Genomic DNA, 23,711 nt, shown 5'->3' with positions numbered 1-23,711 from the left:
GACCGTCAGCCCAGTCTCGCCGCGGCGGGCAGAATCCCTGGGTGACGGAGTCGGTGGGGTTGAGCGCGAGCAGGTACATCCGCATGCCGGAAGGTCCTCTTCGGGGTGAGGGGGTGGCCGGGGGAGGCGTGGTGTGGGCACGCCTCCCCGAACGGCCGGGTGGGGGTGACTACTTGGGCGCCTCGACGCCGGCGGCCTTGGCGATGTCGCCGAGCATCTGCTCCGCGGCCAGCACGCCGATGCCCGACATCCAGGTCTCGTCCGGCACGTTGAAGACCTTGTTGTTCTTCACCGCGTTCAGGCCCTGCCAGACCGGGGTTGGCCTGGGTGCTCGGCCTGCTTGGTCTTGCTCGGGTCGGTGGCGACGGTGACGAAGACCAGGTCGGCGTCGGCCTGGCTGATCTGCTCGGTGGAGATGTCCAGGATGTTCTTGTCCACGTCCTGCGCCGCCGGGCGGTTCAGGCCGATGTCCTTCAGCACGGTGCCGGAGTAGGAGGACTTGGCGTAGAGGCGGGTCGGGGCCGGCACGAAGCGGACCACCGAGGCGGTCGGGGCGGTGCCGGCCCGTTCTATGGCCTTGATCTCCTCGCCGAGCTTCTTGGCCTTGGCCTCGTAGTCGGAGAGCTTCTGCTTGGCCTCGGCCTCCTTGCCCCAGGGCCTGGGCGTAGAGGGCCAGGTTCTCCTTCCACGGGAAGCCCGTGGTCTCGGCGAACACGGTCGGGGCGATGGCGTTGAGCTTGTCGTAGACCTTCTCGTGCCGGACCTTCGAGGAGAGGATCAGGTCGGGCTTGAGGGAGGCGATCAGCTCCAGGTTGGGCTCGGCGCTCGGGCCGACGTCCTTGGTGCCGGTGACCTTGCCGGACAGGTAGGCCGGGAAGCCGCCCTCGGTCTTCAGGTGCGGGGCGACCGCGCCGACCGGGGTGATGCCCCAGCAGGACCACGTCGTCCAGCTCGCCGCTGTCCAGCACCACGACCTTCTTGGGCTGGGTCTTGATCTCGGCGGTGCCCATGGCGTGCTTGACGCTGCGCGGGAAGACCGCGGCGTCGGCGGCCTTCGAGCCCTCGGCGGCCGGCTTGGCGTCGCCCGACGTGGCGCTGGAGCCGCAGGCGGCGAGCGAGACGGTGAGGGCGGCGGCCCAGGAGGACGGCGGGGGTTCTGCGCATGACGGGTTCCTTGCTGTGAGAGGTTTCGGGCAGGGTGGGGCGACCGGCGGCGCGGCGGGGAGCCCGGGCCGGGAGTTCGGGGGGTGGGGGTGCGTCAGACGCGCGCCGGGCGGCGGCTCCTGGCGCGGGGGACGACCAGCGGGGTGCCGGTCTCGGGGTCGGGGACGACCTGGCAGGGCACCTGGAAGACGCTCTCCACCAGCTCGGCGGTGAGCACCTCGGCCGGTGCCCCGGCGGCCATCAGGTGACGTCCTTCAGCACCACCAGGTGGTCGGCGTACCGGGCCGCCTGGCCGAGGTCGTGCAGCACCATCACCACGGTGCGCCCGGCCTCCTCGTGCAGGTCGGCGACCAGGTCGAGCACGTCCAGCTGGTGGCGCAGGTCGAGGAAGGTGGTCGGCTCGTCCAGCAGCAGCAGATCGGTGTCCTGGGCCAGCGCGAGCGCGATCCAGGCCCGCTGCCGCTGGCCCCCGCGAGAGTTGGTCCACCGGCCGGTCGCGCAGCTCCGCCGTCCCCGGTCCGGGTCAGCGCCTCCTCGACGGCGGCCTGGTCGGCGGCCGACCAGGGGCTGAGCATCCGCTGGTGCGGGTACCGGCCCGAGCCGGACCAGCGACTCCACGGTGATCGCCTCGGGGGTGACGGGCTGCTGCGGCAGCAGGCCGAGCCGCTTGGCCAGCGCACGGGCGGGCATCCGGTGGATGTCGGAGCCGTCCAGGGTGACGGTGCCGGCCGCCGGGGCCAGCAGCCGGGTGAGGCCGCGCAGCAGGGTGGACTTGCCGCAGGCGTTCGGGCCGACGATCGCGGTCACCGCACCGCCGGGCAGGGTGAGGTCCAGGCCGTCGACGATCACGCGGTCGCCGTAGCGCAGCTGGAGACCGGCGGTGGCCAGCTGGTCGGGCTTGACGGTCATGCGTTCCTCCCCTGGGGCAGCCGCCCCTGGCGGATCATCAGGACCAGCAGCCAGGGCGCACCGAGGGTCGCGGTGACGGCGCCGACCGGCAGGCCGTGGACGGGCAGCAGGTTGAGCACCGCGTAGTCGGAGCCGAGCAGCAGCAGGGCGCCGGTGAGCGCGGTCAGGACGAGGGTGCCCGGGGTGGGCGGTCCGGCCAGGAAGCGGACCAGGTGCGGCACCGCCAGGGCGACGAAGGAGACCGGGCCGGTCAGCCCGGCGGCCAGCGAGGCCAGCGTGACGGTGAGCAGCAGCAGGGCCAGCCGGGTGCGGTGCGGGTCAAGCCCGAGGCCGCCGGCCGAGTCGTCGCCCAGGTCCAGCACCGCGACCTGACGGTTCAGCAGGAAGGCCAGCACGGTGAGCACGGCGATCGCGGAGCCGCAGAGCTGGATCTCGGTCCAGTTCCGCCCGTAGAGCGAGCCGGTGGTCCACTGCATCGCGGAGGAGGCCAGCTCGGCCGGGAAGCGGACGATCATCAGGTTGACCGCGGCCGCGAGACCGGACTGCACGGCCAGGCCGACCAGGACCAGCCGGGTGACGGCGATCTTCGAGCGCCAGGCGAAGCCGCCGAGCAGCAGCGCGGCCAGCAGGCCGCCGCCCAGCGCGGCCAGCGGGATGAGCAGTTGCGAGGCGCCCAGCGCCAGCATCAGCACCGCGCCGAAGGAGGCGCCGCCGGTCACGCCGACCACGTCGGGCGAGGCCAGCGGATTGCGGAACAGACGCTGCAGCAGCGATCCGGCCACCGCCAGCGCGGCGCCCGCGATCAGGGCGGAGACCACCCGGGGGGCACGGAACTCCTGCACCACCAGCACGTCGCCCGAGTCGCCCAGACCGACCAGCGCGCGCAGCGCGTCCAGCAGCGGGAGCTTCACCTGACCGGTGCTCAGGGCCAGCCCGGTGAGCAGCACCAGAGCGGCCGTCAGGGCCAGGCCGATCAGCAGGGTGCGGCGGCGCTGCCGGGCGAGGGCGCCGCCGCGCGGGGAGGTGGCGGGAGCGGTGAGGACGCTGGTCATCAGCGGGCCGCCTTCCGGGCCAGGACCGCCAGCAGCGGGGCGCCGAGGAAGGCCGTGACGATCCCGACCTCGATCTCCGAGGGGCGCACCACCAGGCGGCCGAGCACGTCGGCGGCGAGCAGCAGCACCGGGCCGCCGATCATGCAGCCGGGCACCAGCCAGCGGTGGTCGTTGCCGAGGAAGGGGCGGAGCAGGTGGGGTGCGGCCAGCCCGATGAAGGCCACCGGCCCGGCCACCGCGACGGCGGTACCGGCCAGCAGGATCACCGCGAGCCCGCCGAGCACCCGGATCCGGGCCACCGGGACGCCCAGCGACTGGGCCGTCTCGTCGCCGAGCGCCAGTGCGTTCAGCGCGGGGGAGACCAGCAGGGCCAGCACCAGGCCGAGCAGCAGCAGCGGCAGCACCGGGTAGAGCACGTCCAGGCTGCGGCCGCCGATCGAACCGGCCAGCCAGAACCGGGCCTCGTCCAGGGTGCGGCGGCTGGCCAGCATCACGGCCGAGGTCCAGGCGGTGAGCACGGCGGTCAGCACGGTGCCGCCGAGGGCCAGCCGGACGGGGTCCAGGTCGCCCGAGCGGCGGGCCATCGAGTAGGCCAGCACCGCGGCGCCGGCCGCACCTGCGAGGGCGAACCAGACGTACTCGACCGGCTGACCGAGCTTCAGGGTGAAGATGGCCACCACCACGGCCAGGCTGGCGCCGGCGTTGATCCCGAGGGTGGTGGGGGCGGCCAGCGGGTTGCGGGTGACGCCCTGGGCGACCGCCCCGGCCGCGCCGAGCGCGGCGCCGACCGCGAGCCCGATCACCGTGCGGGGGACCCGCAGGCCGGTGACCACGTCGGCGTCGCCTCCGGTGAGCCGCCCTGACAGCGCGTCAAGGACGGTGCCCAGCGGGATCGGTCGCGTCCCGAGGGCGAGGCTGAGCGCCGTGCACAGCACGAGCGCGGCGAGACCGACGAGCAGGACGAGGGATCGCCTGGCCGCGGAGGTCCGCTGCGCCGGGGCTGTGGACTCCGGCTGGTCGGTGGTGAGCACAGGTCAGGATCTTAGGTTAGCTTGCCCTAAGTGAGTCAAGCCGGGGCTCGGCTCTTTCTCATCTCGCCCCGATGTCTATAAGGTGAGGCTCACCTTATTCGATCTAGGAGATCCGATGCTCCAGGTGGTGCCCGCAGCGCCCTCCGAGGCCGCCCGGCTGGCCGACGTGCTGCGCGAGGTGGTCGACGTCTGCGGGACGCTCCGTGTCCGGATCATCGAATCCGGCCAGGACGGGCCGACGGCCCGTCAGGGCTGGCTCCCGGTCTCCGAACTCCCCTCTCGGATCGAGGACCTGATCGCCGGTGAGGTGACCCGGATCACGGAGGAGCACGGCGCCGTCCCCCGCTCGCACGTGGCCGCCTCCCGCCTGCTGCACCACTACCTCTGGTCCGCCTGCCTGCTCTTCACCGGCCCCTGGTACCTGACCGGCCGGATCCCGGCGATCGACCCGTCGCAGCTCTGGATCTCCCCCGCGACGGGGGACCTGACGCTCCGTCCGGGCTGCTCCGCCCCCGGCGACGAGGACGGGCTCCGGGCCGCGGTGGCCGCCCACGTCACCCCCGTGCTGGAGGCCTTCCGGCCGCACGTGAAGCGCGGGGACCGCGCCCTGTGGGGGATGGTGACGGACGACCTGGTCTCCGGCATCTGGTACCTCGGCCGGATGCTCGGCCAGGAGGAGCACGCCGCCCGCACCGCCGCCGCCGTCCTCCCCGGCTCCACCGCCCCCTTCCCCGGCGGCGCCGACTTCCGCCGCCTGCCCGGCACCGAGGGCCGCACCCACCTCACCCGGACCCGCCTCGGCTGCTGCCTCTACTACGCCGTCAGCCCGCCCACCGCCTGCGTGACGTGCCCCCGCACCCCCGACGCCGAACGCGTCCCCCGTCTGGAGGCTTGAACCGTCCGGCAGTTGACGGAGAGCGCGAGGCGGTCTGTGCCGGTCGCGGTTGTTTCCCTACCGTGGTGCTGTCCGGCCTCCGCCACTTCCTGAGGGCGGCGGAGGCCGGCCGCACCAGGCCGCGCCAGGCTGCGCCCCGCAGGGGCGCGAGGCTCTGCTGATCTGCCGCTCCGCGGCGTGGGCGCGCAGGGGAACGGCAACACGTGCAACTGGCTCGTCTGCCCCGATCTCACGCTGGTCCGCCTTCCGTACTCGCGCAGTTCCTCGCGCCCCTGAGGTCGCTGCCTTCCGGGTCGTCCGGCGTCAAGCGACAGCGGGGCGGTAGCGGTCGGCGGTGGCGGTCGTGGCGGTGAGGAGCAGGGCGCCGAGGGCGAAGCAGGCCGTCAGGGTGAAGGGCGCGGTGGAGCCGTAGGACTCCGCGAGGCGCCCGGCGGCCAGGGTGCCGGCGGCCTGGGCCAGGGTGATGGAGCTGACCAGGGCGGCCATCGCCTCGCCCAGCCGGGCGGTGGGGACGGTCCGTTCGACCAGGCCGAACATCGTGATCATCTGCGGGGCGATGGCCAGCCCGAGGCCGCCGACCGCCAGGGCCAGGCCGGTCACCGTGGAGACCAGCAGCAGCGGCAGCGCCGCCGCGAGCAGCAGCCCCGCCGACACCCGCAGTCGCAGCGGCAGGTCCCAACGGGAGGGCAGGCCTGCGGTGATGACGCCCGCCACCGCGCTGGTGCCGCCCATCAGGCCGTAGACCAGCCCGGCTGCCCCCGGGTGTCCGAAGGCCTCGGCGGAGGCGGTGACCCCGACCTGGACCGAGCCGAAGCAGGCGCCGAGCAGCCCCATCCCGCCCAGCAGCAGCGCGTACGGCACGCTCAACAGCCGCCCGGGTGACCGCTGTTGGGTCGCGTGGCCGGGCGCCGCGGTGGGGTGGAGCGCGAACAGTGTGCCGCAGACCGCGACCAGCCCGGCCGCGACCAGCAGCCCCGCCGCCGGGTCGATGAGGGTGGCGAGCAGGCCGATCACGGCCGGCCCGGCCGTGAAGCTGATCTCGTCCACGGTGCCGTCCAGCGAGAGCGTCGCCGAGGTCAACTCCCCGTCGCCGTCGGCCAGTCGGATCCATCGGCTGCGCGAGAGCGGCCCGATCAGCGGCACCGAGAGCCCGATCAGGGTGGCGGCGGCGAGCTGCAGCGCGAAGGCGGCGTCCAGCCGGGAGCCGAGCACCAGGCCGAGGATCGCCAGCGCGTTGACGAGGGCGGCGGGCAGGCCGATCCGGCGCTGGCCGTGCCGGTCGGCCAGCCGGCCGACCAGCGGGCCGCCGGCCGCCTGGCCGAGGGCCAGCACGCCGGTCGCGGCCGAGCCGCGCCAGACGCTTCCGGTGTCGTGGGTGACCAGCAGCAGGGCGCCGATCGGGCACATCGCGTTGGGCAGCCGGCCGAGCGCGGACCAGAGCAGGACCCGCCCGCCGGTCAGCCGTGCGGCGGTCGCGAACGTGGAGAAGACAGCGGCCATCCCAGCCCCCCGGGAGTCCGGGCCGGTCTCGGGGCGCCCGCCTCCCGTCCACCGGCCCTGAGGAGTGGTCATCCCGCGGGTGCGTGACCCGACCCTAGGCAACGGGGGTCGGGTGAAGGAACAGTGCGATCACCCAAGCAGGACACCCCCTGACGGACCGTGACAGGGGGCGTCCTACGAACCGGACGGGCCGCGACCCCTCACGGGCCGCCCGGCAGGACTACTTAGGTAACCCTAAGTTGGCTCCGTCCCGGTGCGCAAGCCGTCTCAGGATTCGATCAGCGCCCGGTACTCCGCCGTCACCCGGCGGTCCATCGCGAGGCCGAACTGGGCGTCCGCCACCGAGCGGGCCAGCGGCCGCAGCCGCTGCACCTTCTCGGCCAGCCGGTCCACCTCACCGGGCGTCAGCTCCGCCACGTGCTCCAGCGAGCCGAGCAGTTGATCGCGGATCAGCGAGGTGAACGCCTCCGCCATCGCGTCCGCGTACTCCTGCGCCCTCCGGCTGACCGCCAGCACCGCCTCCAGCGGGACGCCCTCGGCGACCAGTTCCCGGGTGGCGTCCATCAGCCGGCGGCTGACGTGGGTGATGCCGTCCTCCTCGACCGTGACGTAGCCCTGGGCGATCGACTCGGCGGTGGTGGTCTCGGTCAGCTGCTCGCCGAAGGCGTGCCGCAGCTCGTCCCAGCTGAGGTGGACCGGGGTCTCGTCGGACCAGGGCGCGGTGATCGCGTCCCGCAGCCCGATCAGCCCGGCCACGTCCTGCCCGCTCTCCCCGGCCCCGATCAACTCGGCGATCCCGCCCAGGGTGTGGCCACGCTCCAGCAGTTCGCCGATCACCCGCAGCCGCTCCAGGTGCCGCTCCCCGTACCAGGCGATCCGGCCCTCCCGGCGGGGCGGCTGGAGCAGCTTGCGCTCCCGGTAGAACCGCAGCGTGCGGGAGGTGATCCCGGCCGCCCCGGCCAGCTCCTCGACCCGGTACTCGCGCTCTCCGCGCCGCTGCTCGATCTCCACGGCGCCCAGCATAGGCGCGGCGCGGGCCGGCGGGACCACGGAAAACCGGTACCGTCCGCCTTCTTCCACTGAGTGTCAGCAAGGACTACCCTGCCAATCGCGCCAGCAATTACTGGCGCGGTTCTAATGGAGCGGAGACGCCCGCCCCCAGCGCTCCCACCCCACAGGAGGCCGACGCATGGCAGCCAGCCCCAAGCGCACTTCGCAGGTCCCCGCCCCGGCACCGGAGCCCGCGGAGGCCACCGCGGAGCGGGTCCCGCACGTCCGGGTCGCCGTGGTCGGCTCGGGCTTCGGCGGCCTCGGCGCCGGCGTCCGGCTGCGCCGGGCCGGGATCACCGACTTCGTGATCCTGGAGCGGGCCTCCGCGGTCGGCGGCACCTGGCGGGACAACAGCTACCCCGGCTGCGCCTGCGACGTGCCCTCGCACCTCTACTCCTTCTCCTTCGCGCCCAACCCCGAGTGGCCGCGCAGCTTCTCCTTCCAGCCGGACATCCGCGCCTACCTGGAGCGCGTCGCCGACACCTTCGGCCTGCGCCCGCACCTGCGCTTCGACGCCGAGGTGCTGGAGCTGCGCTGGGAGCAGGAGCAGAACCGCTGGCGGGTCACCACCGCGGCCGGCACCTGGACCGCCGACGCCGTGGTCTCCGCGGCCGGCCCGCTGGCCGACCCGCAGATCCCCGACCTGCCGGGCCTGAAGGACTTCACCGGCAAGGTCTTCCACTCCTCCCGCTGGGACCACGACTTCGACCTGACCGGCAAGCGCGTCGCCATCGTCGGCACCGGCGCCTCGGCCGCCCAGATCATCCCGGCCATCCAGCCGAAGGTCGGCAAGCTGACGGTCTTCCAGCGCACCCCCGCCTGGGTCCTGCCGCGCAACGACCGCGAGATCTCCTCCGCCGAGAAGTGGCTGCACGCGGCCCTGCCGCCCACCGGCAAGCTGCGCCGGGGCCTGCTCTTCGCACTCCGCGAGCTCCAGGTGGACGCCTTCGTCCGCCGGCCCGGCCTGCTCAAGCTGGTCCAGCAGCTGGCCGTGCGCAACATCCACCAGGGCATCCAGGACCCCGAGCTGCGGGCCAAGCTGACCCCGGACTACCGGATCGGCTGCAAGCGCATCCTGCTCAGCAACACCTACTACCCGGCGCTCGCCGCCGCCAACACCGAGGTGGTCGCCAGCGGCCTGCGCGAACTGCGCGGCTCCACCCTGGTCGCCGCCGACGGCAGCGAGCACGAGGTGGACGCGGTGGTCTTCGGCACCGGCTTCCACGTCACCGACATGCCCATCGCCCAGCGGGTGTTCGGCGTGGACGGGGTCAGCCTGGCCGAGGAGTGGAAGGACGGCATGGAGGCGCTGCGCGGCTCCACCGTGCGCGGCTTCCCCAACCTGTTCTTCGTCATCGGGCCCAACACCGGCCTCGGCAACAGCTCGATGATCCTCATGATCGAGTCCCAACTGAACTACCTGATCGACGCGTTGACCACGCTGGACCGGATCGGCGGCGGCGCCCTGCAGCCCACCGCCCGGGCCCAGCGCCAGTGGAACCTCGAACTCCAGCACAAGATGGACCGCACCGTCTGGTCCACCGGCGGCTGCCTCAGCTGGTACCTGGACGGCAGCGGCAAGAACACCGTGCTCTGGCCCGGTTCCACCAGCTCCTTCCGCCGCGCCACCCGCCGGATCGACCTCGCCGAGTACGAGGTGGTCCGCCGCCCCGCCGCCACCGTGACCACCCTGACGGACCCTCAGGAGGCCCTCGCATGACCGCACTTCCGCCCGACTGCGTGATGCCGGTGCCCGCCGAGGAGTACCGGATCCGCTCCGAGGACGGCCACTGGATCCACGCCGCCGCCTTCGGCCCCGAGGACGCCCCGCTGGTCGTGCTGGCCCACGGCTGGACCTGCTCCACCCTCTTCTGGGCCCCGGTCATCCGGCGGCTCGCCGCCGACCACCGGGTGGTCGCCTACGACCAGCGCGGCCACGGCCGCAGCGACGTCCCGCCCACCGCCGCCGGGTACTCCACCGCGAAGCTCGCCGACGACCTGGAGGCGGTGCTGCTGCGGGTGGTCCCGGACGGGCACCAGGCCGTGGTCGCCGGCCACAGCATGGGCGGCATGACCATCATGGCCGCCGCCGAACGCGGTGAGGTGGCCGCCCGCACCGCCGCCAACCTGCTCTGCTCCACCGGGCCGGGCGACCTGCTGGCCGAGCTGAACGTGGTGCCCGCCGCCGTGCCGCGGCCCCTCCGCTCCTTCCTGGGACGGCAGTTGCTGCAGTCCCGGATGCCGCTCGGCCGCTCCAGCGCCGTCAGCCGGGCCGCCCTGAAGTACGCCACCATGGGCCCCGACGCCACCGCCGACCGGGTCGCCGCGACGGCGGAGGTGGTGCACGCCTGCCCGACCGGCGTCCGGTACCGCTGGTCCCGGGTGCTGGGCACCCTCGACCTCTACGCCCAGGTCGCCAAGCTCGCCGCCCCCACCGCGGTGCTGGTCGGCACCCACGACCGGCTCACCCCGCCGGTGCACTCCCACCGGCTGCTCTCCGCCCTGCCGGCCCCCGCCGGGCTGGTCGAACTGCCCCGGATCGGCCACATGGCCCCGGTCGAACGGCCCGCCGAGGTCGCCGACGAGATCCGCCGCCTGGCCGCCGCGCACCTGCCCGCCGCCGGCCTGCCCGCCGCCGGCCTGCCCGCCGCCCGTCCCTCGCGCTCCAGGAAGGCCGCCTCATGAGCCCCCAGCTGAACGGTCAGGTCGTCGTCGTCACCGGGGCCGCCCGCGGCGTCGGCGCCCTGACGGCCCGCAAGCTCGCCGAACGCGGCGCCCGCCCCGCCCTGGTCGGCCTGGAGCCCGCCGAGCTCAAGGCCGCCGCTTCTCTCTGCGGTCCGTCCGCCACCTGGCACGAGGCCGACGTCACCGACCTCGCCGGGCTGCAGACGGTGGCCGGCGAGATCCTCGCCCACCACGGCCGGATCGACGCCGTGATGGCTAACGCCGGCATCGCCATCGGCGGCCCGCTGGTGGACTCCGACCCGCGCACCTTCGACCGCGTCATCGAGGTCAATCTGCTCGGCAGCGTCGCCACCGCCCGGGCCTTCCTCCCCGCCCTCACCGAGAGCCGCGGCTACCTGCTCCAGATCGCCTCGCTGGCCGCCATGACCCCCGCCCCGCTGATGGCGGCCTACTGCGCCTCCAAGGCCGGCGTCGAGGCCTTCGCCCACTCGCTGCGCGCCGAGGTCGCCCACCAGGGCGTCAAGGTGGGTGTGGGGTACCTGAGTTGGACCGACACCGACATGGTCCGCGGCGCCGACCAGGACGACGTCCTGCGCCAGATGCGCGCCCGCCTCCCCTGGCCCGCCAACAAGACCTACCCCCTGCCCCCGGCGGTGGACCGCATCGTCGACGGCATCGCCCGCCGCTCCGCCCACGTCTACGCCCAGCCCTGGCTGCGCGCCATGCAGCCCCTCCGCTGGACCCTCCCCACCCTCATCGCCGCCGTCGGCTCCCGCGACGTCGCCAAGCTCGCCCCCCAGCTCAAGGCCACCGCCGCCACCCGCCTCCGCCCCGTCGGCGCCGGCGGCGAAGCCGACACCACGCGCCCGTCCCACTGACCCCACGCCCGAGGGGCGGCCCTCCCGCTGCGTGCGGGAGGGCCGCCCCTCGGGCGTCCCCCTGCCGTCCGGCCAACCCTCACGGGCTACCCGTCAGTGTCGAGCCACCTGCCGTACTCGAGCGCGTCGTCCCGGACCGGACCGGCGACCGGCAGTCGCTTCCACCACCAGCCCTGGTCCTCGACCTTGTCGCCGGCGTTGCGCGCGACGAGCATCCGCGGATCGTCCTCCGTGAAGGAGCGGTAGCGCTCGTCCGCCCCCCTGACGGCCAGCGCCAGCGCCTCGCGCAACTCCTCAGGAGCGGCCTCGATCTCCCGCTCCACCCGGTCCCGGACGTACAGCGCCCCCGCCATGTCGTACGCGTTCCACCGCCCCGACCGCCCGGAGCCCTCCACGGCCCCCTCGGTCTCCGCGGCCAGACGGGCGACGTCCTGCGCCCAGAACTCCAACAGCTCCCGGAGCCGGACCGTCCGGTCGGGCGAGAGCCGCACCGCGGTCCCGTCCAGGAACTCTTCCAAGCGCTGCGCCTCGTGCGTCACTTGCCCCGTTCCGTCCCGGCGGACCTGATGTCCGTCGCTGTGTCGTTCCGGCAGTGGGTGTCGAAGTGTCGGCGCACCACCAGCAGGTTTCGCCGGTGGATGACGGTGGGTGCCTCAGCGTGCATGGCGGATGAAGTCCGGGACGCCTTCGGTGGCTGCCGGGTCGTGGATCGACCTGATGGCGGCGCCGTCCGGGGCGCTGAGGCGGGAGAACGAGATGCCGTGCAGGCAGGCGTCGCACCAGAGGAGCCCGTAGCCGATCCGAGTGCCGGGGTCGACGACGTACCTGACGGCGAGTCGGTCCCGGGAGCAGTCCGGGCACGGGAGCGCGCCCGGGTCGCCCCGCAGGTCGGCCACCCGTCCCAGGGTTCGGACCCATGTGTCGTGGTTGGCCATCGGATTCGGCTCCTGTCGTTGCCGTGCCTGTTCTTCCTTCATCGCCCCGGCCCGGCGCATCATCTCGTCGGCGAGGTGGTGCCAGGTCGGACCCCAGCAGCGGAGGTCGGCGCCGGCGGTGTGCAGCAGGTCGGCGTCGTGCGGGCGTTGGAGCACGGCGAGGCGGAAGGCGAGGTTGCGGGCCCAGACCGGCAGCCGTCCCCAGTCCTCGGCCAGGACCTCCTCCAGGACGGCGACGATCTCGTCGGCGTCGGTGAAGGTGACGATCTCGACGAAGTCGGTCACCGGCTCTTCGAAGTGGACACCGGGTTCGCGCTCGCCGATGAACCAGCGGCAGATCTGCCGGAAGTCGGAGGGCATGGGACCTCCTGGTCAGAGGGCGCGGGCGAGGGTGAGGGTGCCGGCGATGACGGCGGTGGTGGCGGTGCGTTCGTGGTCGCGGAAGGCCTGGGAGGGGTCGGGGCTGACGGGGGTGGTGTCGCGGGGGGTGAGGCCGTTGGGGTGTTGGGCGGCGCAGAGGCGCTCCCAGGGGTCGAGGCCGCAGACAGGGGTGCCGGTGCAGGCGTCGGCGGCGAGGAGCATGGTGACCAGGTCCCACTGGCCGGTCTCCAACCAGACGTCGACCCAGACCGGGAGCCAGGTGTGGAGGTAGGTGCGGAGGGGCTCGGGCATCCGCTCCGGTTCGGCGCCCCAGTCGGTGAGGTGGAAGGCGGTCTGGGCGAGGTGGTGGCCGGTGGACCAGTCGATGGTCCAGGGTTCGGGGGTGGCGCCGAGCCAGGTGGCGGCGGCCAGGGCGGCCCAGTCCGTGCGCTGGTGGGGGAGGCCGGTGATGCGGCGGGCGTTGGCCACGGCGAGGCGGTGGTGGGGGAGGAGTTCGACGGCGTCGGCGGCCCGCAGGGTGGTGAGGGTGCGCAGCAGCTCGTCCAACTCCCGGTGCCGGTACCCGACTCGGGCGAAGTGCGCGTAGGCCTCCAGCGGGTCGGTCGCCCGGGGGAAGCGCAACTGCCGTTCGTAGAGCAGGTTCCCGCCCTGGAGCTGGTGCCAGCAGAACTCGAGGGTCTCGCCCGCCGCCGCCTGGTCGCGGCGCCCGGCGACGCCGTCCCGCAGGACGAGCGAGGCGGCCAGGGCGGATTCGCCGAGCGGGGTGTAGGCGGTGTCGGGGGCGAACGGGTCGACGGTCGCGTCGGGCGGGAAGGCGCCGTGGCCGAGTTGGTGGGCCCGGTGCAGCCAGTGCAGGGCGCGGGAGGAGAGCTGCTGGGCGGCGTGCAGGAGTCGGTCCGTCATCGGACGCCCCGGGTGGCCAACAGGCGTTCGGTGAGGGTGAGTTGGAGGGTGGTGCGGCTGCTTCCGTCGCCGGTGAGGCGGAGTTCGGCGAGCAGCGGGGGCAGTCGGAGGGCGGGCGGCAGCGGGCCGGGGCCGGGGAGGTGGGCGAGCCAGGCGCACCAGCGGAGCAGGCGCAGGCCGGTGCGGTGGTCGCCGCGGAGCGCGGCGCGGACGGTGCCTCGGGCCAGCGCGAGGGGTTCGCGGCGGACGGAGCGGTGGACGGGGCCGTCCAGGCCGGGCAGTGCGAGCGGTGCCAGCAGGGCGAGTTGGGCCGACCAGCGCTGCCAGGAGTCGGCGGGGTCGGGGGTGCGGTCGGGCTGGGGGACGGGGCGGGCGGCGAGCAGGCCGGAGGTGTGGTCGAGCCACGCGGTGGTGAGGGGGTCGGTGGAGGGCGGGAAGACGGTGAGGGCGGCGGCGAGGGCGGTGGCGGTGCGGCGGTCGGGGGCGGTGCGGGTGAGGAGTTGGGGGGCGAAGAGGTCCGGGCCGAGCAGGCGGAGCGCGGCGAGCTCGGCCGGGTCGGTGGGGTGGGGCGGGGTGACGGGGCGCTCGGCGCCGTTCAGGGCGTCCAGGACGCGGTCGGCGAGGCGCTCGGCGGCGGCGGTGTACTGGTCCCGCAGGACGGTGCTCGGCACGGACGGCTCCTGGCAGGTGGTCGCTTCGGGGCAAGGTGGTCACCCCGGGGGCGCGGGGAACTGCGCGCGGGGGAACGGCAGCACGTGCAACTGGCTGACGTGCCCCGATCTCACGCTGGTCCGCCTTCCGTACTCGCGCAGTTCCTCGCGCCCTCGGGGTGACCATGTACGTTCCCCGCGCCGCAGGTGGACCGACCGGCGCGAAGAGAAGAGTGTCCCCCTGGGCCCGGTGGGACGGCGGGCGCCAGGGGGACGGGGTCAGCCGCGTTCCTCGGGGGGTCTGACCGGGCGCCGTTCCGGGGTGGTCCTCGGGGTGAGGAGGAGGGCGCCGGCGGCCTCGGGACGGTGGGCCGGTGCGGCACTGAGCGTCGTCTCGCCCTCGGCCAGCAGGGCGGCCAGCGCGGCACGTGCGGCCGGGCCGGCGTCCGGTCTTATCCCGGTGCGGATCTGAGTGGGCATCAGATGTCTCCTGTTGTTCGGGTGCGGCGTCGACGTTGGCGCCGCACCCGACAACGCTATGAGCACGAATCGACCGGAATGCCCGGGGCGCGCCGGACGTGCCGTCAGATCGGCGGCGACGCGCCGGTGCACGGGTGATTACCGCCGGGTACGGTCGGTCCATGACGACTGTTCTCATCACCGGCGCGACCGCCGGCATCGGCGCTGCCTTCGCCACCCGTCTGGCCAAGGACGGGCGCGACCTGGTGCTGGTCGCCCGTGACGTGCGGCGGCTGGCCGACGCCGCCGCCGAGCTGACCAAGACGTACGGGGTCGAGGTCGAGGTGCTCCCGGCCGACCTGGCCACCGACGAGGGCATCACCGCCGTCGAGGACCGGCTGCGGGCCACCGTGAAGCCGGTGGACATCCTGATCAACAACGCCGGCTTCGGGAACCGCGGGGCGTACCTGACGGTGCCGCTGGAGCAGGAGCTCGACATGCTCAAGGTGCACGTCGAGGCGATCCTGCGGACCACCTCGGCCGCGATCCCGGGGATGCGCGAGCGCGGGTTCGGCGCCGTGGTGAACGTGGCCTCGGTGGCGGCCTTCCTGCCGCGCGGCACGTACGGGGCGACCAAGGCGTGGGTGGTCTCGTTCACCCAGGGCATCGCCCGGGACCTGGGCGGCACGGGCGTGCGGATGATGGCGCTGGCGCCGGGCTTCACCCGGACCGAGTTCCACCAGCGGGCCGGGATGGGCACCAAGAACGTGCCGGGCTGGGGCTGGCTCTCGGCGGAGCGGGTGGTGGACGAGGCGCTGGCCGACCTGGCGCGCGGGCGCTCGCTCTCGGTGCCGGGCAAGCGGTACAAGGCTGTGGTGGCGATCGCCCGGCTGCTGCCGAGCGGCGGCCTGGGCGGCCTGTCCTCCAAGGCGGCCCGGACGTACCGCACCGACTGAGCCCCGGGACCTGACGGCAGATCAGGATCGCAACTCATTATTAGCGCGCCTAACTATGAGCTATGCTCGGTACGCGGGCGGGACACCCCCTGCCCGCGTACCCGGCTCATGGAGGACGCCCGTGCGGCCCGACTCGGTCGACTGGACACCGCCCGCCAGGGAGAAGGACGAACCGCGCCCACCGGCGCAGTGGCGCCGGATCCTGGCCCTGTTCCGCCCCTACCGGTGGCGGCTGCTGCTGGTCGGGCTGCTGGTGGCGGCGTCCGCCGTGGTCTCGGTGGTGACGCCGTTCCTGCTCCGCGCGGTGCTGGACACCGCCATTCCGCAGGGCCGCACCGGGCTGCTCACCCTGCTGGCGCTCGGCATGGTCGCGACCGCCGTGGTCAGTTCGGTCTTCGGGGTGCTGCAGACGCTGATCTCCACCACCGTCGGCCAGCACGTCATGCACGACCTGCGCACGGCCGTCTACCGGCACCTCCAGCGGATGTCGCTGGCCTTCTACACCCGCACCCGCACCGGTGAGGTGCAGTCCCGGATCGCCAACGACATCGGCGGCATGCAGTCCACCGTCACCTCCACCGCCACCTCCCTGGTCTCCAACCTGACCGGTGTGGTGGCCAGCGTGGTCGCCATGGTCGCGCTGGACTGGCGGCTCACCGTGGTCTCGCTGCTGCTGCTCCCGGTCTTCGTCTGGATCAGCCGCCGGGTCGGCAACGAGCGCAAGAGGATGACCACCCAGCGGCAGAAGCAGCTGGCCGCGATGAGCTCGGCCGTCCAGGAGTCGCTGTCCGTCAGCGGCATCCTGCTCGGCCGCACCATGGGCCGCTCCGGCTCGCTCTCCGACGACTTCGACCGGCAGTCCGCCGACCTGGCCGACCTGGAGGTGCGCACCTCGATGGCCGGGCGGTGGCGGATGGCCACCATCGGGATCGTGATGGCCGCCATGCCGGCCGTCATCTACTGGGCCGCCGGGATGGCGGTGGCGGGCGGCGCGCCGTTCGTCTCGATCGGCACCCTGGTCGCCTTCGTCTCGCTCCAGCAGGGGCTGCTGCGGCCCACCGTCAGCCTGCTCTCCACCGGCGTGCAGGTGCAGACCTCGCTGGCGCTGTTCCAGCGGATCTTCGAGTACCTGGACCTGCCGGTGGAGATCGCCGAGCCGGCCGAGCCGGTCCGCCCGGCGGCCGTCCGCGGCGACGTGGTCTTCGAGGGCGTGGAGTTCCGCTACCACCCCGAGCAGGAGCGGCCCACGCTGACCGGCATCGACCTCAAGGTCCCGGCCGGCGGCTCGCTGGCCGTGGTCGGCGAGACCGGCTCCGGCAAGACCACCCTCAGCTACCTGGTGCCCCGGCTCTACGACGTGACGGGGGGTCGGGTGACGCTGGACGGCACCGACGTGCGGGAGCTGGCCTTCGACACCCTGGCCGGGGCGGTCGGCGTGGTCTCCCAGGAGACCTACCTGTTCCACGCCTCGGTGGCGGACAACCTGCGCTTCGCCAAGCCGGGGGCCACCGACGAGGAGCTGGAGGAGGCCGCCCGGGCCGCCCAGATCCACGAGCTGATCGCCGCCCTGCCGCAGGGCTACGACACCGTGGTCGGCGAGCGCGGCTACCGCTTCTCCGGCGGCGAGAAGCAGCGGCTGGCGATCGCCCGCACCGTGCTGCGCAACCCGCCGGTGCTGATCCTGGACGAGGCCACCAGCGCGCTGGACAACCAGACCGAACGGGCCGTCCAGCAGGCCGTGGACGCCCTCTCCGAGGGCCGGACCACCATCACCATCGCGCACCGGCTCTCCACCGTCCGCCGGGCGGACCAGATCGCGGTGCTGGACGGCGGACGGGTGGCCGAGCTGGGCACCCACGAGGAGCTGCTCGCGCTGGACGGGCGGTACGCGGCGCTGCTGCGCCGCGAGCTGCCGGCCGGGGTCGAGGGGGAGACGGAGCGTCAGGCCGCCATCGGGCGCTCGTTGTAGACCTCGGCCAGCTCCTGGCCGGAGAGCTCGTGGATCGCCGCCATCACCCGGTCGGTGACCTCGCGGCGGGCCCGGGCCGAGCGGGCCTGGCCGTGCAGCTCGTCGAAGTGCAGCGGCTCGCCGAAGCGGACGGTGACCTTCTTCAGGCGCGGAACGCGCTTTCCGACCGGCAGGATCTCCTGCGGGCCCTCCAGCGCCACCGGCACCACCGGCACCCCGGCGGTCAGCGCCAGCCAGGCCACCCCGGTCTTGCCGCGGTAGAGCCGGCCGTCCAGCGAGCGGGTGCCCTCGGGGTAGATGCCGAAGGCCTTGCCGTCGTTCAGGATCTCCAGCGCCGACTCCAGCGAGGCCTGGGCCGAGCGGTAGGTGCCGCGCTCGACCGGCACCGCGTTGATCGCGGTGAAGAAGGCCTTCGAGAGCGCGCCCTTGAGGCCGGTGCCGGTGAAGTACTCGGCCTTGGCCAGGAAGAACACCTGGCGCGGCGCGGTCAGCGGGATCACCACGCTGTCGACGAAGGACAGGTGGTTGCTGGCCAGGATCACTCCACCACCGCGCGGCACGTTCTCCAGCCCCTCGATGACGGGGCGGTAGACCGCCTTCGCCAGGGGCTTGAGCACGAGCTTGGTGATGAGGTTGATCATCTGGTCTCCCTGGCCGGCCGGTGGTCGCACTAAGTTCCCGCCCGGTAACTTCGGACGAGGCCAGTCCGCAGGTTACGTCATCGACCCGGCCGTCCGTCCACTGCTCCGCTCCGTGGACGGTGCGATCCACGTCACGCCGGGCGGTGCGGAATGTCCGTGTTGGGGTGCTCTTCTGACGGATCGTCGCCCTCGCCCTGCGCAGCGGAGTACATCCGCAGGGTGTCGGCCGCCGCCCGGGCCAGCAGCCGGCGGGCCTCCGGCGGCGTCAGCACCTCCACGTCGGTGCCGAACGGCAGCAGCGTCCTGGCCTCCTCGAGCGCCCCGAAACCGAACTCCGCCAGCACGTGTGACGGACCGTCCGCCACCGGCGGGCCGAGCAGTGAGGAGGCGTGGATCCGCAGCAGCAGGTCCAGCCGCCGCCGGTGCACCCGGGCCCGCACCCGTACGTCGTCCCGCTGCCGCTCCACCCTCGCCCGCAACCCGCCCCACACCTCGGCCAGCCCCGCCCCGTCCCGCCGCCGCACCGGCACCCCGGTGCTCCGGGCCCGCAGCACCCGGTCGGCGCGGAACAGCCGCGGCTCCCCGTCCAGGTCCGCCACCAGGTACCAGACGCCCGCCTTGCTCACCAGGCCGTACGGATCCACGGTGTACGCGCTCGGCCCCGTCGCCCTGCCGTGGCGGTAGTCGAGCTCCAGGCGGCTGTCCTCGAAGACCGCCCGCTGGAGCTCGCCCAGGTCGGCCGGGCCGGGCGCGGCCGGACCCTTGGCCCAGCGCGCCGGGTCGACCAGGATCCGCTCGCTGATCCGCTCCGCCTCCGGCCGGTGCGGCGCGGGGAGCGCCGCCATCACCTTGCGCAGTGCCGGACCGATCGCCCCGCCCAGGCCCAGCGCGTCGTGCGTGCCGTCCGTCGCCAGCACGAACAGGGCCCGCGCCTCGTCCGCGGTCAGGCCCGTGACGTCGGTGCGGTAGCCCGGCAGGAGGCGGATCCCCCCGTTGCGCCCGCGCTCGGCGAAGACCGGCACCCCGGCGGCGGAGAGCGCCTCCACGTCCCGGTACACCGTGCGGACGGAGACCTCCAGGCGCTCGGCCAGCTCGGAGGCCGGCACCAGCCCGCGGGTCTGGAGCAGCAACATGATCGACAGCAGACGGTCGGCTCGCACGGGGATCAGCGTAAAACCTGACAGTGGATGGCAGGTAATGGCGGCAGAGTGCGCTCCGTCAGCCCGAGGAACCACTGGAACCCGAGAGGTCCGATCACCATGGACACCAACGCCTTCGACCCCCGTCCCGACTACCTGCGCGCCCTCGAACAGCTGGAGAAGCTGCTGCTCCTGGTCACCCCCGAGCAGCTGGAGCGGCCGACCCCGTGCGACGGGTTCGACCTGCGTGCGCTGCTCGGCCACACCGTGGGCGGCGTCCACCGGATCGCCTACGTGGGGGAGGGCGGGTTGAGCCTGGACGTCGCCGCCTCGGTGGGCGAGGTCGGTGACGGGGAGTGGGCACAGGCGCTCGGACGGGCGCGGGAGCGGGCGGCGGCCGCCTGGGCCGAGGACGCCAAGCTCGACCGCCCGTCCTCCGTGCCGTGGGGCACCATGCCGGGCCGCTTCGCGCTGGGCGGCTACGTGATGGAGGCCGTCACCCACACCTGGGACATCGCCCAGGTGGTCGACCCCGCCGCCCAGTTCGACGAGGAGCTCGCCCTCGGAGCCCTCGCCGTCGCCCGCCAGGTCCTCCCGGCGGACGGCCGCGACGCCACCGTCCCCTTCGGGCCCGTCCGCCCCGCCCCGGCCGACGCCGACCCGACGGCCCAGCTCGCCGCCTGGCTCGGGCGCGACGTCCGGTGAGGGGCAGGTGATTGCGCCCCGCAGGGGCGCGAGGAACTGCGCGCGGGGGAACGGCAGCACGTGCAACTGGCTGACGTGCCCCGATCTAGCACTGGGCCGCCTTCCGTACTCGCGCAGTTCCTCGCGCCCCCGGGGTGACCACTTTCCTCGTGCCGGCCTACCGCTTGATCGCCTTGCGGAGCCTGCCCGGGAGGGTGCCGCCGCGGCGGAGCTCGTTGTAGGCGATCCGGGAGTTGCGGGCGGCGAGGCGGTACTGGATGCCGCGGATGCCGCCGGGGAAGCGGTAGCCGGCCGGGCGGTGGCGGGCGAAGTGGGCGGCGATCCGGGCGAAGAAGTCGGGCCGGAGCTCGGTGGGGACCAGCCCGGGGGTGTCGTAGACGGTGAGGGCCTGACGGACCGTCCGGTCGAAGACCAGCTGCCGCATCGCGGGCCCCGGGTCGTTGGCCGGGCGGTCCAGCGTCGCGAAGATCGCGTCGTACTGGGCGAAGGCGTCGCGCGCTGTAATGTCAACTTTGGGTGCGTGAGGCCGTCGCGGCTGGATCGTGTGTCGGTCGCACTGCAGGGGGCGCACGCGCTCCGATAATTCACGCGGTCCAGATGCCAGTTCCGGCTAGTGCTGGGAGTATGGGTCCCTTCGTACGGATACAATGCAACCTCATCGCGCCGCCGTAATGCCGATCTATCCTCGGTGACAAGTGTCCGGATCACAACGGCGCTTCCAGCCCGATAGAACTGTCAACGGTTCTCCCAACCGGAAGGAACCTGCTCGTTGTTCCTAACCGGGGCATGCAGCGCTCTGGAGAGCGCGGGTGGTGTGGCTCGCTCCTCCCTGCAGGCCCGAGCGTCCAGCCGGGGGCCCCGTTGCGAAACGCAAGTACGTTGCTCCAGGGATTGGCTGCTCTTGGTCAGCTGCCGTCCGGTGGTGTAGACGTGGACGGAATTCGGGTGGGGTAGAAGGTGGGTAGGGGGCTGCGTGTGGGTAGTCCGTTTCAGGGCGGCGGCGGTGCGCCCTCAGGACTCAGACTTGCCAGCCTAGTCCGCGAGGCAGTGCGGTTCCATCGTGGCTCTCGGGCACCCCAGCTCTCAGTCTGTGTCGTGGTCACGGTAACCAGACGTTAGGTCCCGAGTGACCGTCGGCCATTGGGAACCGCGCAAAGAGTAGATTCCGGCGCCGTGCCTCAGGCCCCTGGTTCTCCGTGTCAGGGTTGTGCAGCACCTTGAAGGCGGAGTCGCGGGTCTGGGCGTGCGGGAGTCCAGGGGCAGGGCGGCCGCGAGCCGTCTGGGAATGGTGTCCGTCCACCGCGATGACCTCGAGCCTCGGCCGTCCCTGCGGGCCGTCGTATCTCTGACTTCCATGATCCCATGTGCGCACTTGTATGGGGAGGAAGCGCTCCACGTCCTGCTCCTAGCGTGGCCTAGCCACGATCGTCGCTTGCCACATGAATGGGGCTTCACGCCATTTGGTTATTCAACTCACTTCGCCTAGATGTGGGTCGGCTTGGCCGTGAGTGGCGTGTTTGCCGTCCCTGGGTTCTTGGCCCGCGCACTCGTACTGACATCACACCCTCGGGAGACGTGCGGGGGGGCGCCTCCAGTAAGTTTAAGTTCTGCGATCCGCCGGTGCACGCGCGGCGCTTGTCTTCTACTGGCGCGGGCACCGGAGCACTTTCACTTGGTGTTGTGGCTCTTGATCACGGGCCGACCCTTATAACGAGCCGACACGCTCGATATTTGCCTGGTGCGTTCCACCGTCGCATCGTGAAGGTGATGACGAGCCGGGCCGCCTGCAAGCGTCGAGACGCTTGCCGGCCCGGGTCGGCTCTCAGACCTTGTTTGTCGGATAGGTTCAGTTTGGTTGTGTCAGCGGCTGCCACGTTCAGCTGTTCTTCGTAATTCATTCGACCGTGAGGCGTGGGCCCGTCACTTATCGGCGTCGGAAGAATATTTGCTTGTTAGGTTTTTCAGTGCGCTGTCGTACTGCTTGCGAGTGACTTCTGATATACATTTAGGTATTGACGCACCTAAAGTTGGTACGTTTACTCTCTGAGAGGGCGATATGACATAGTAGAGGGTTGCGATGGTGTCAGGCCTCGGGGGTATCCGTCATTATCAGAGGCCTGAGGTGGCTGCTGCTGGCGCTCGGCGCGGCGGTTACCTGGCTTGGCCGGTGCTGTCTGGTGGACACATCTCGTTGTGGGGTGGTCGTAGCCCTGGGTTCTCACACCGGCACCACTGGTTCGACCTGGCATATAAATGTCCGCGGTCCTCACGCCGCCCTGCTCGGCTCCGGCGTACGGCGTGCTAGCATAATGCGCCAGTAACGGCAATGGCGCTGGCGGGGCGGCCGGTCGCGCTGGTGGACATCCGATAGTGGACGGTGACGCCCGGTGGGCGCTCTGTCATGCCGCTGGCCGGCCATGATGGTCCGGCCGCTGCCTCGCCGGTGGTTCGTTCCAGCTCACCGCCGTGGGCCGCTGGGGCTCCCGAGGCGTTGCTGGCGGTCCCGTGGGGTTGGCCCGCCGGTTGAGCTACGCGGGCCTTCGCCGAGCGGCTTCGGCCTGAGTCGCGCTGGTGGCCCCTGCCTCCAGTTGTGCTGGGCCCGGGAGAGCGTCCGCCCCGGCCGCCCCGGCTGGCCCTGGGGGTCCGCCGGGCGCGGTCACACACTCGTCCGTGGCCTGGGCCTGAGCCGGTGTGGATTCGGCCTGGCGTTGGCTGTCGAGGTCGATATGGGATTGGTGCGTGTAGATGTCTTGGCGGGTCCGGTCATGTGGCCTTAGGGGTACCAGGCGGCCCAGTTTTGGGGGAGGTTACCGACGGTCGTCGTAGCGCTCATTCGCTTGCTGGATTGGTTAATCCATTCCTTGGTATCATTTGTATTCTGGTTTTGTGGCCCCGTTGATGTCACTGCTGCTCCACTGGGTGGAGGACTCTTTCGTGTGAGTTTGCCTCCCGTTGGGTATACGCAAACAGGATTGGGCGGCCACTCGCATGGTCACCGTCGGAGACTAATCAAGTCATGGTCGGACAGGCTAGATCCGGCGAGTCGGGCAGAGGTGGAGATTGAGGGCGGCAGGGACACGCGCCCTGGTGCCGTTGGTTCTGGTGCTCTGCAGCTTTACCTGGGCCTCGTGTACCAATCTCCGGACTTGGGGTCGTTGGCGATGCCTCGATTATACTCTAGTCCCTCGGTGTTCCCTATTCCTAATCTGTCCTTCATTGTACCCCTTGGCCTGCTCGCGGTTTACGCATGCGCACTCGTTGAATCGATTCGTGCTGACCGGATCCTGGTGCGGCGGGTCATGTTTCGCCGCGCAGCGATACGGTGGCGAGATAACCGGACGGTTGCGGCGGACTCGCGTCATCTCGGGATAGTCTTCGCCTCACGGCCCTGGCGCCATCGTAGGGAGTGGAGGACTGAGTGGAACACATGGTTCAAGTGGGAGGGCGCCGACCCCGTGTGACACCAATGGCGGATTCCGTGCGGTAATTCGGCGTCCGGAACTAGGGGGGGCCGTCCGCCGCTTCAGGGAACCGCCATCTTCTCGCTGGTTGTGCGCTCGCAGACTCCGGGGCGGATCTCGTGCTGGTAGGAACACCGCGGGCCTTGAGGCGGCTCGGCCATTACATCAATGGAGGGCTGATCGCCACCGATGGCAGTCAGCGCCCATTACGCGGCCGCCAGATGTGACGGCGTAGCGGACAGCACGCGGGGTGGGTTGGGCTTGGCTCGCGCCGCTGCGGCGGCTCAGAGCGGACTTCCTGTTCGGCAGCAGGGTCTGACGCGCCCGCCCCGGACGACCCGGCAGACC

General features: G+C 72.4%; 23 protein-coding genes and 1 pseudogene. 7 read left to right on the top strand and 17 right to left on the bottom strand.

The genetic code is table 11. The features are described 5' to 3' along the window. Positions 1-169: 169 nt before the first annotated feature. From ABD946_RS13925 to ABD946_RS13895, 7 genes and pseudogenes are all read right to left on the bottom strand, one after another. Complete coding sequence (locus ABD946_RS13925; protein ID WP_345283397.1) at positions 170-292, bottom strand: hypothetical protein; 123 nt, start codon at positions 290-292, stop codon at positions 170-172. A gap of 5 nt (positions 293-297) precedes the next feature. Beyond that, positions 298-540 carry an ABC transporter substrate-binding protein gene (locus ABD946_RS13920; RefSeq protein WP_345283396.1) on the bottom strand — a complete coding sequence of 81 codons (243 nt, stop codon included), beginning with the start codon at positions 538-540 and terminating at the stop codon, positions 298-300. Between the two features lie 151 nt (positions 541-691). Beyond that, positions 692-781: pseudogene (locus ABD946_RS13915) on the bottom strand (hypothetical protein); the annotation flags it as partial. 477 nt (positions 782-1,258) lie between these two features. Next, positions 1,259-1,405 carry a hypothetical protein gene (locus tag ABD946_RS13910; protein ID WP_345283395.1) on the bottom strand — a complete coding sequence of 49 codons (147 nt, stop codon included), beginning with the start codon at positions 1,403-1,405 and terminating at the stop codon, positions 1,259-1,261. After that, the gene (locus ABD946_RS13905) at positions 1,405-2,073 is read right to left on the bottom strand and encodes an ABC transporter ATP-binding protein (RefSeq protein ID WP_345283394.1); all 669 of its coding nucleotides are present in this window, start codon (positions 2,071-2,073) and stop codon (positions 1,405-1,407) included. Before ABD946_RS13905 ends, ABD946_RS13910 begins: the two co-directional genes overlap by 1 nt. Next, on the bottom strand, positions 2,070-3,125 hold the full coding sequence (locus ABD946_RS13900; RefSeq protein ID WP_345283393.1) for a FecCD family ABC transporter permease: 1,056 nt from the start codon (positions 3,123-3,125) through the stop codon (positions 2,070-2,072). Before ABD946_RS13900 ends, ABD946_RS13905 begins: the two co-directional genes overlap by 4 nt. Next, the gene (locus ABD946_RS13895) at positions 3,125-4,084 is read right to left on the bottom strand and encodes a FecCD family ABC transporter permease (RefSeq protein ID WP_345283399.1); all 960 of its coding nucleotides are present in this window, start codon (positions 4,082-4,084) and stop codon (positions 3,125-3,127) included. The genes ABD946_RS13900 and ABD946_RS13895 overlap by 1 nt, the downstream gene beginning before the upstream one ends. A 187-nt stretch (positions 4,085-4,271) precedes the next feature. Between ABD946_RS13895 and ABD946_RS13890 the strand changes: the two genes are divergently transcribed. Continuing rightward, positions 4,272-5,051 carry a (2Fe-2S)-binding protein gene (locus ABD946_RS13890; RefSeq protein ID WP_345283392.1) on the top strand — a complete coding sequence of 260 codons (780 nt, stop codon included), beginning with the start codon at positions 4,272-4,274 and terminating at the stop codon, positions 5,049-5,051. 303 nt (positions 5,052-5,354) lie between these two features. Here ABD946_RS13890 and ABD946_RS13885 read toward each other — a convergent pair whose 3' ends face one another. Continuing rightward, the gene (locus tag ABD946_RS13885) at positions 5,355-6,551 is read right to left on the bottom strand and encodes an MFS transporter (protein WP_345283390.1); all 1,197 of its coding nucleotides are present in this window, start codon (positions 6,549-6,551) and stop codon (positions 5,355-5,357) included. A gap of 267 nt (positions 6,552-6,818) precedes the next feature. Continuing rightward, positions 6,819-7,562, bottom strand: a complete 744-nt coding sequence (locus tag ABD946_RS13880; protein WP_345283388.1) for a MerR family transcriptional regulator — start codon at positions 7,560-7,562, stop codon at positions 6,819-6,821. 178 nt (positions 7,563-7,740) lie between these two features. Here ABD946_RS13880 and ABD946_RS13875 point away from each other — a divergent pair, with 178 nt between their 5' ends. The 3 genes from ABD946_RS13875 to ABD946_RS13865 are packed head-to-tail and all read left to right on the top strand — an operon-like array spanning position 7,741 to position 11,164. Beyond that, positions 7,741-9,321, top strand: a complete 1,581-nt coding sequence (locus tag ABD946_RS13875; protein ID WP_345283386.1) for a flavin-containing monooxygenase — start codon at positions 7,741-7,743, stop codon at positions 9,319-9,321. Further along, positions 9,318-10,286 (top strand): alpha/beta fold hydrolase, encoded by a 969-nt coding sequence (locus ABD946_RS13870; RefSeq protein ID WP_345283385.1) that lies wholly within the window; start codon positions 9,318-9,320, stop codon positions 10,284-10,286. The genes ABD946_RS13875 and ABD946_RS13870 overlap by 4 nt, the downstream gene beginning before the upstream one ends. Then, positions 10,283-11,164 (top strand): SDR family oxidoreductase, encoded by an 882-nt coding sequence (locus tag ABD946_RS13865; RefSeq protein ID WP_345283383.1) that lies wholly within the window; start codon positions 10,283-10,285, stop codon positions 11,162-11,164. Before ABD946_RS13870 ends, ABD946_RS13865 begins: the two co-directional genes overlap by 4 nt. An 86-nt stretch (positions 11,165-11,250) precedes the next feature. Here ABD946_RS13865 and ABD946_RS13860 read toward each other — a convergent pair whose 3' ends face one another. The 5 genes from ABD946_RS13860 to ABD946_RS13840 all read right to left on the bottom strand — a co-directional run bounded on the left by ABD946_RS13860 (position 11,251) and on the right by ABD946_RS13840 (position 14,513). Continuing rightward, positions 11,251-11,682: a hypothetical protein gene (locus ABD946_RS13860; protein ID WP_345283381.1), complete on the bottom strand. Its 432-nt coding sequence runs from the start codon at positions 11,680-11,682 to the stop codon at positions 11,251-11,253. A 135-nt stretch (positions 11,683-11,817) separates the two neighbouring features. After that, positions 11,818-12,459, bottom strand: a complete 642-nt coding sequence (locus tag ABD946_RS13855; protein ID WP_345283379.1) for a hypothetical protein — start codon at positions 12,457-12,459, stop codon at positions 11,818-11,820. 12 nt (positions 12,460-12,471) lie between these two features. Continuing rightward, on the bottom strand, positions 12,472-13,383 hold the full coding sequence (locus tag ABD946_RS13850) for a DUF6895 family protein (RefSeq protein WP_345283377.1): 912 nt from the start codon (positions 13,381-13,383) through the stop codon (positions 12,472-12,474). Continuing rightward, positions 13,380-14,054, bottom strand: coding sequence for a hypothetical protein (locus tag ABD946_RS13845; protein ID WP_345283375.1), 675 nt, complete (start codon positions 14,052-14,054; stop codon positions 13,380-13,382). The genes ABD946_RS13850 and ABD946_RS13845 overlap by 4 nt, the downstream gene beginning before the upstream one ends. 258 nt (positions 14,055-14,312) lie before the next feature. Continuing rightward, positions 14,313-14,513 carry a hypothetical protein gene (locus tag ABD946_RS13840; RefSeq protein WP_345283373.1) on the bottom strand — a complete coding sequence of 67 codons (201 nt, stop codon included), beginning with the start codon at positions 14,511-14,513 and terminating at the stop codon, positions 14,313-14,315. A gap of 161 nt (positions 14,514-14,674) precedes the next feature. On the opposite strand from ABD946_RS13840, the gene ABD946_RS13835 reads away from it, so the two are divergent. Continuing rightward, entirely contained in the window at positions 14,675-15,448 is a 774-nt protein-coding gene (locus tag ABD946_RS13835) for an SDR family NAD(P)-dependent oxidoreductase (protein WP_345283371.1), read from the top strand. A 121-nt stretch (positions 15,449-15,569) separates the two neighbouring features. Then, positions 15,570-17,417 (top strand): ABC transporter ATP-binding protein, encoded by a 1,848-nt coding sequence (locus tag ABD946_RS13830; RefSeq protein WP_345283370.1) that lies wholly within the window; start codon positions 15,570-15,572, stop codon positions 17,415-17,417. Here the strand turns inward: ABD946_RS13830 and ABD946_RS13825 are convergent. Continuing rightward, positions 17,390-18,058: a lysophospholipid acyltransferase family protein gene (locus ABD946_RS13825; RefSeq protein ID WP_345283368.1), complete on the bottom strand. Its 669-nt coding sequence runs from the start codon at positions 18,056-18,058 to the stop codon at positions 17,390-17,392. The two genes, ABD946_RS13830 and ABD946_RS13825, sit on opposite strands and share 28 nt — an antisense overlap. A gap of 131 nt (positions 18,059-18,189) precedes the next feature. After that, complete coding sequence (locus ABD946_RS13820) at positions 18,190-19,218, bottom strand: helix-turn-helix transcriptional regulator (protein WP_345283366.1); 1,029 nt, start codon at positions 19,216-19,218, stop codon at positions 18,190-18,192. A gap of 99 nt (positions 19,219-19,317) precedes the next feature. Between ABD946_RS13820 and ABD946_RS13815 the strand changes: the two genes are divergently transcribed. After that, a complete protein-coding gene (locus tag ABD946_RS13815; RefSeq protein WP_345283365.1) occupies positions 19,318-19,902 on the top strand; it encodes a TIGR03086 family metal-binding protein in 585 nt (194 codons plus the stop codon). A 157-nt stretch (positions 19,903-20,059) separates the two neighbouring features. On the opposite strand, the gene ABD946_RS13810 is transcribed toward ABD946_RS13815, so the two are convergent. Further along, on the bottom strand, positions 20,060-20,326 hold the full coding sequence (locus ABD946_RS13810; protein ID WP_345283363.1) for a hypothetical protein: 267 nt from the start codon (positions 20,324-20,326) through the stop codon (positions 20,060-20,062). Positions 20,327-23,711: the final 3,385 nt, after the last annotated feature.

Source organism: Kitasatospora albolonga (assembly GCF_039535905.1).
GTDB lineage: Bacteria > Actinomycetota > Actinomycetes > Streptomycetales > Streptomycetaceae > Kitasatospora > Kitasatospora albolonga.
Note: the sequence above shows the minus strand (reverse complement) of the source record. Positions and strands in the feature narration are given on the sequence as shown.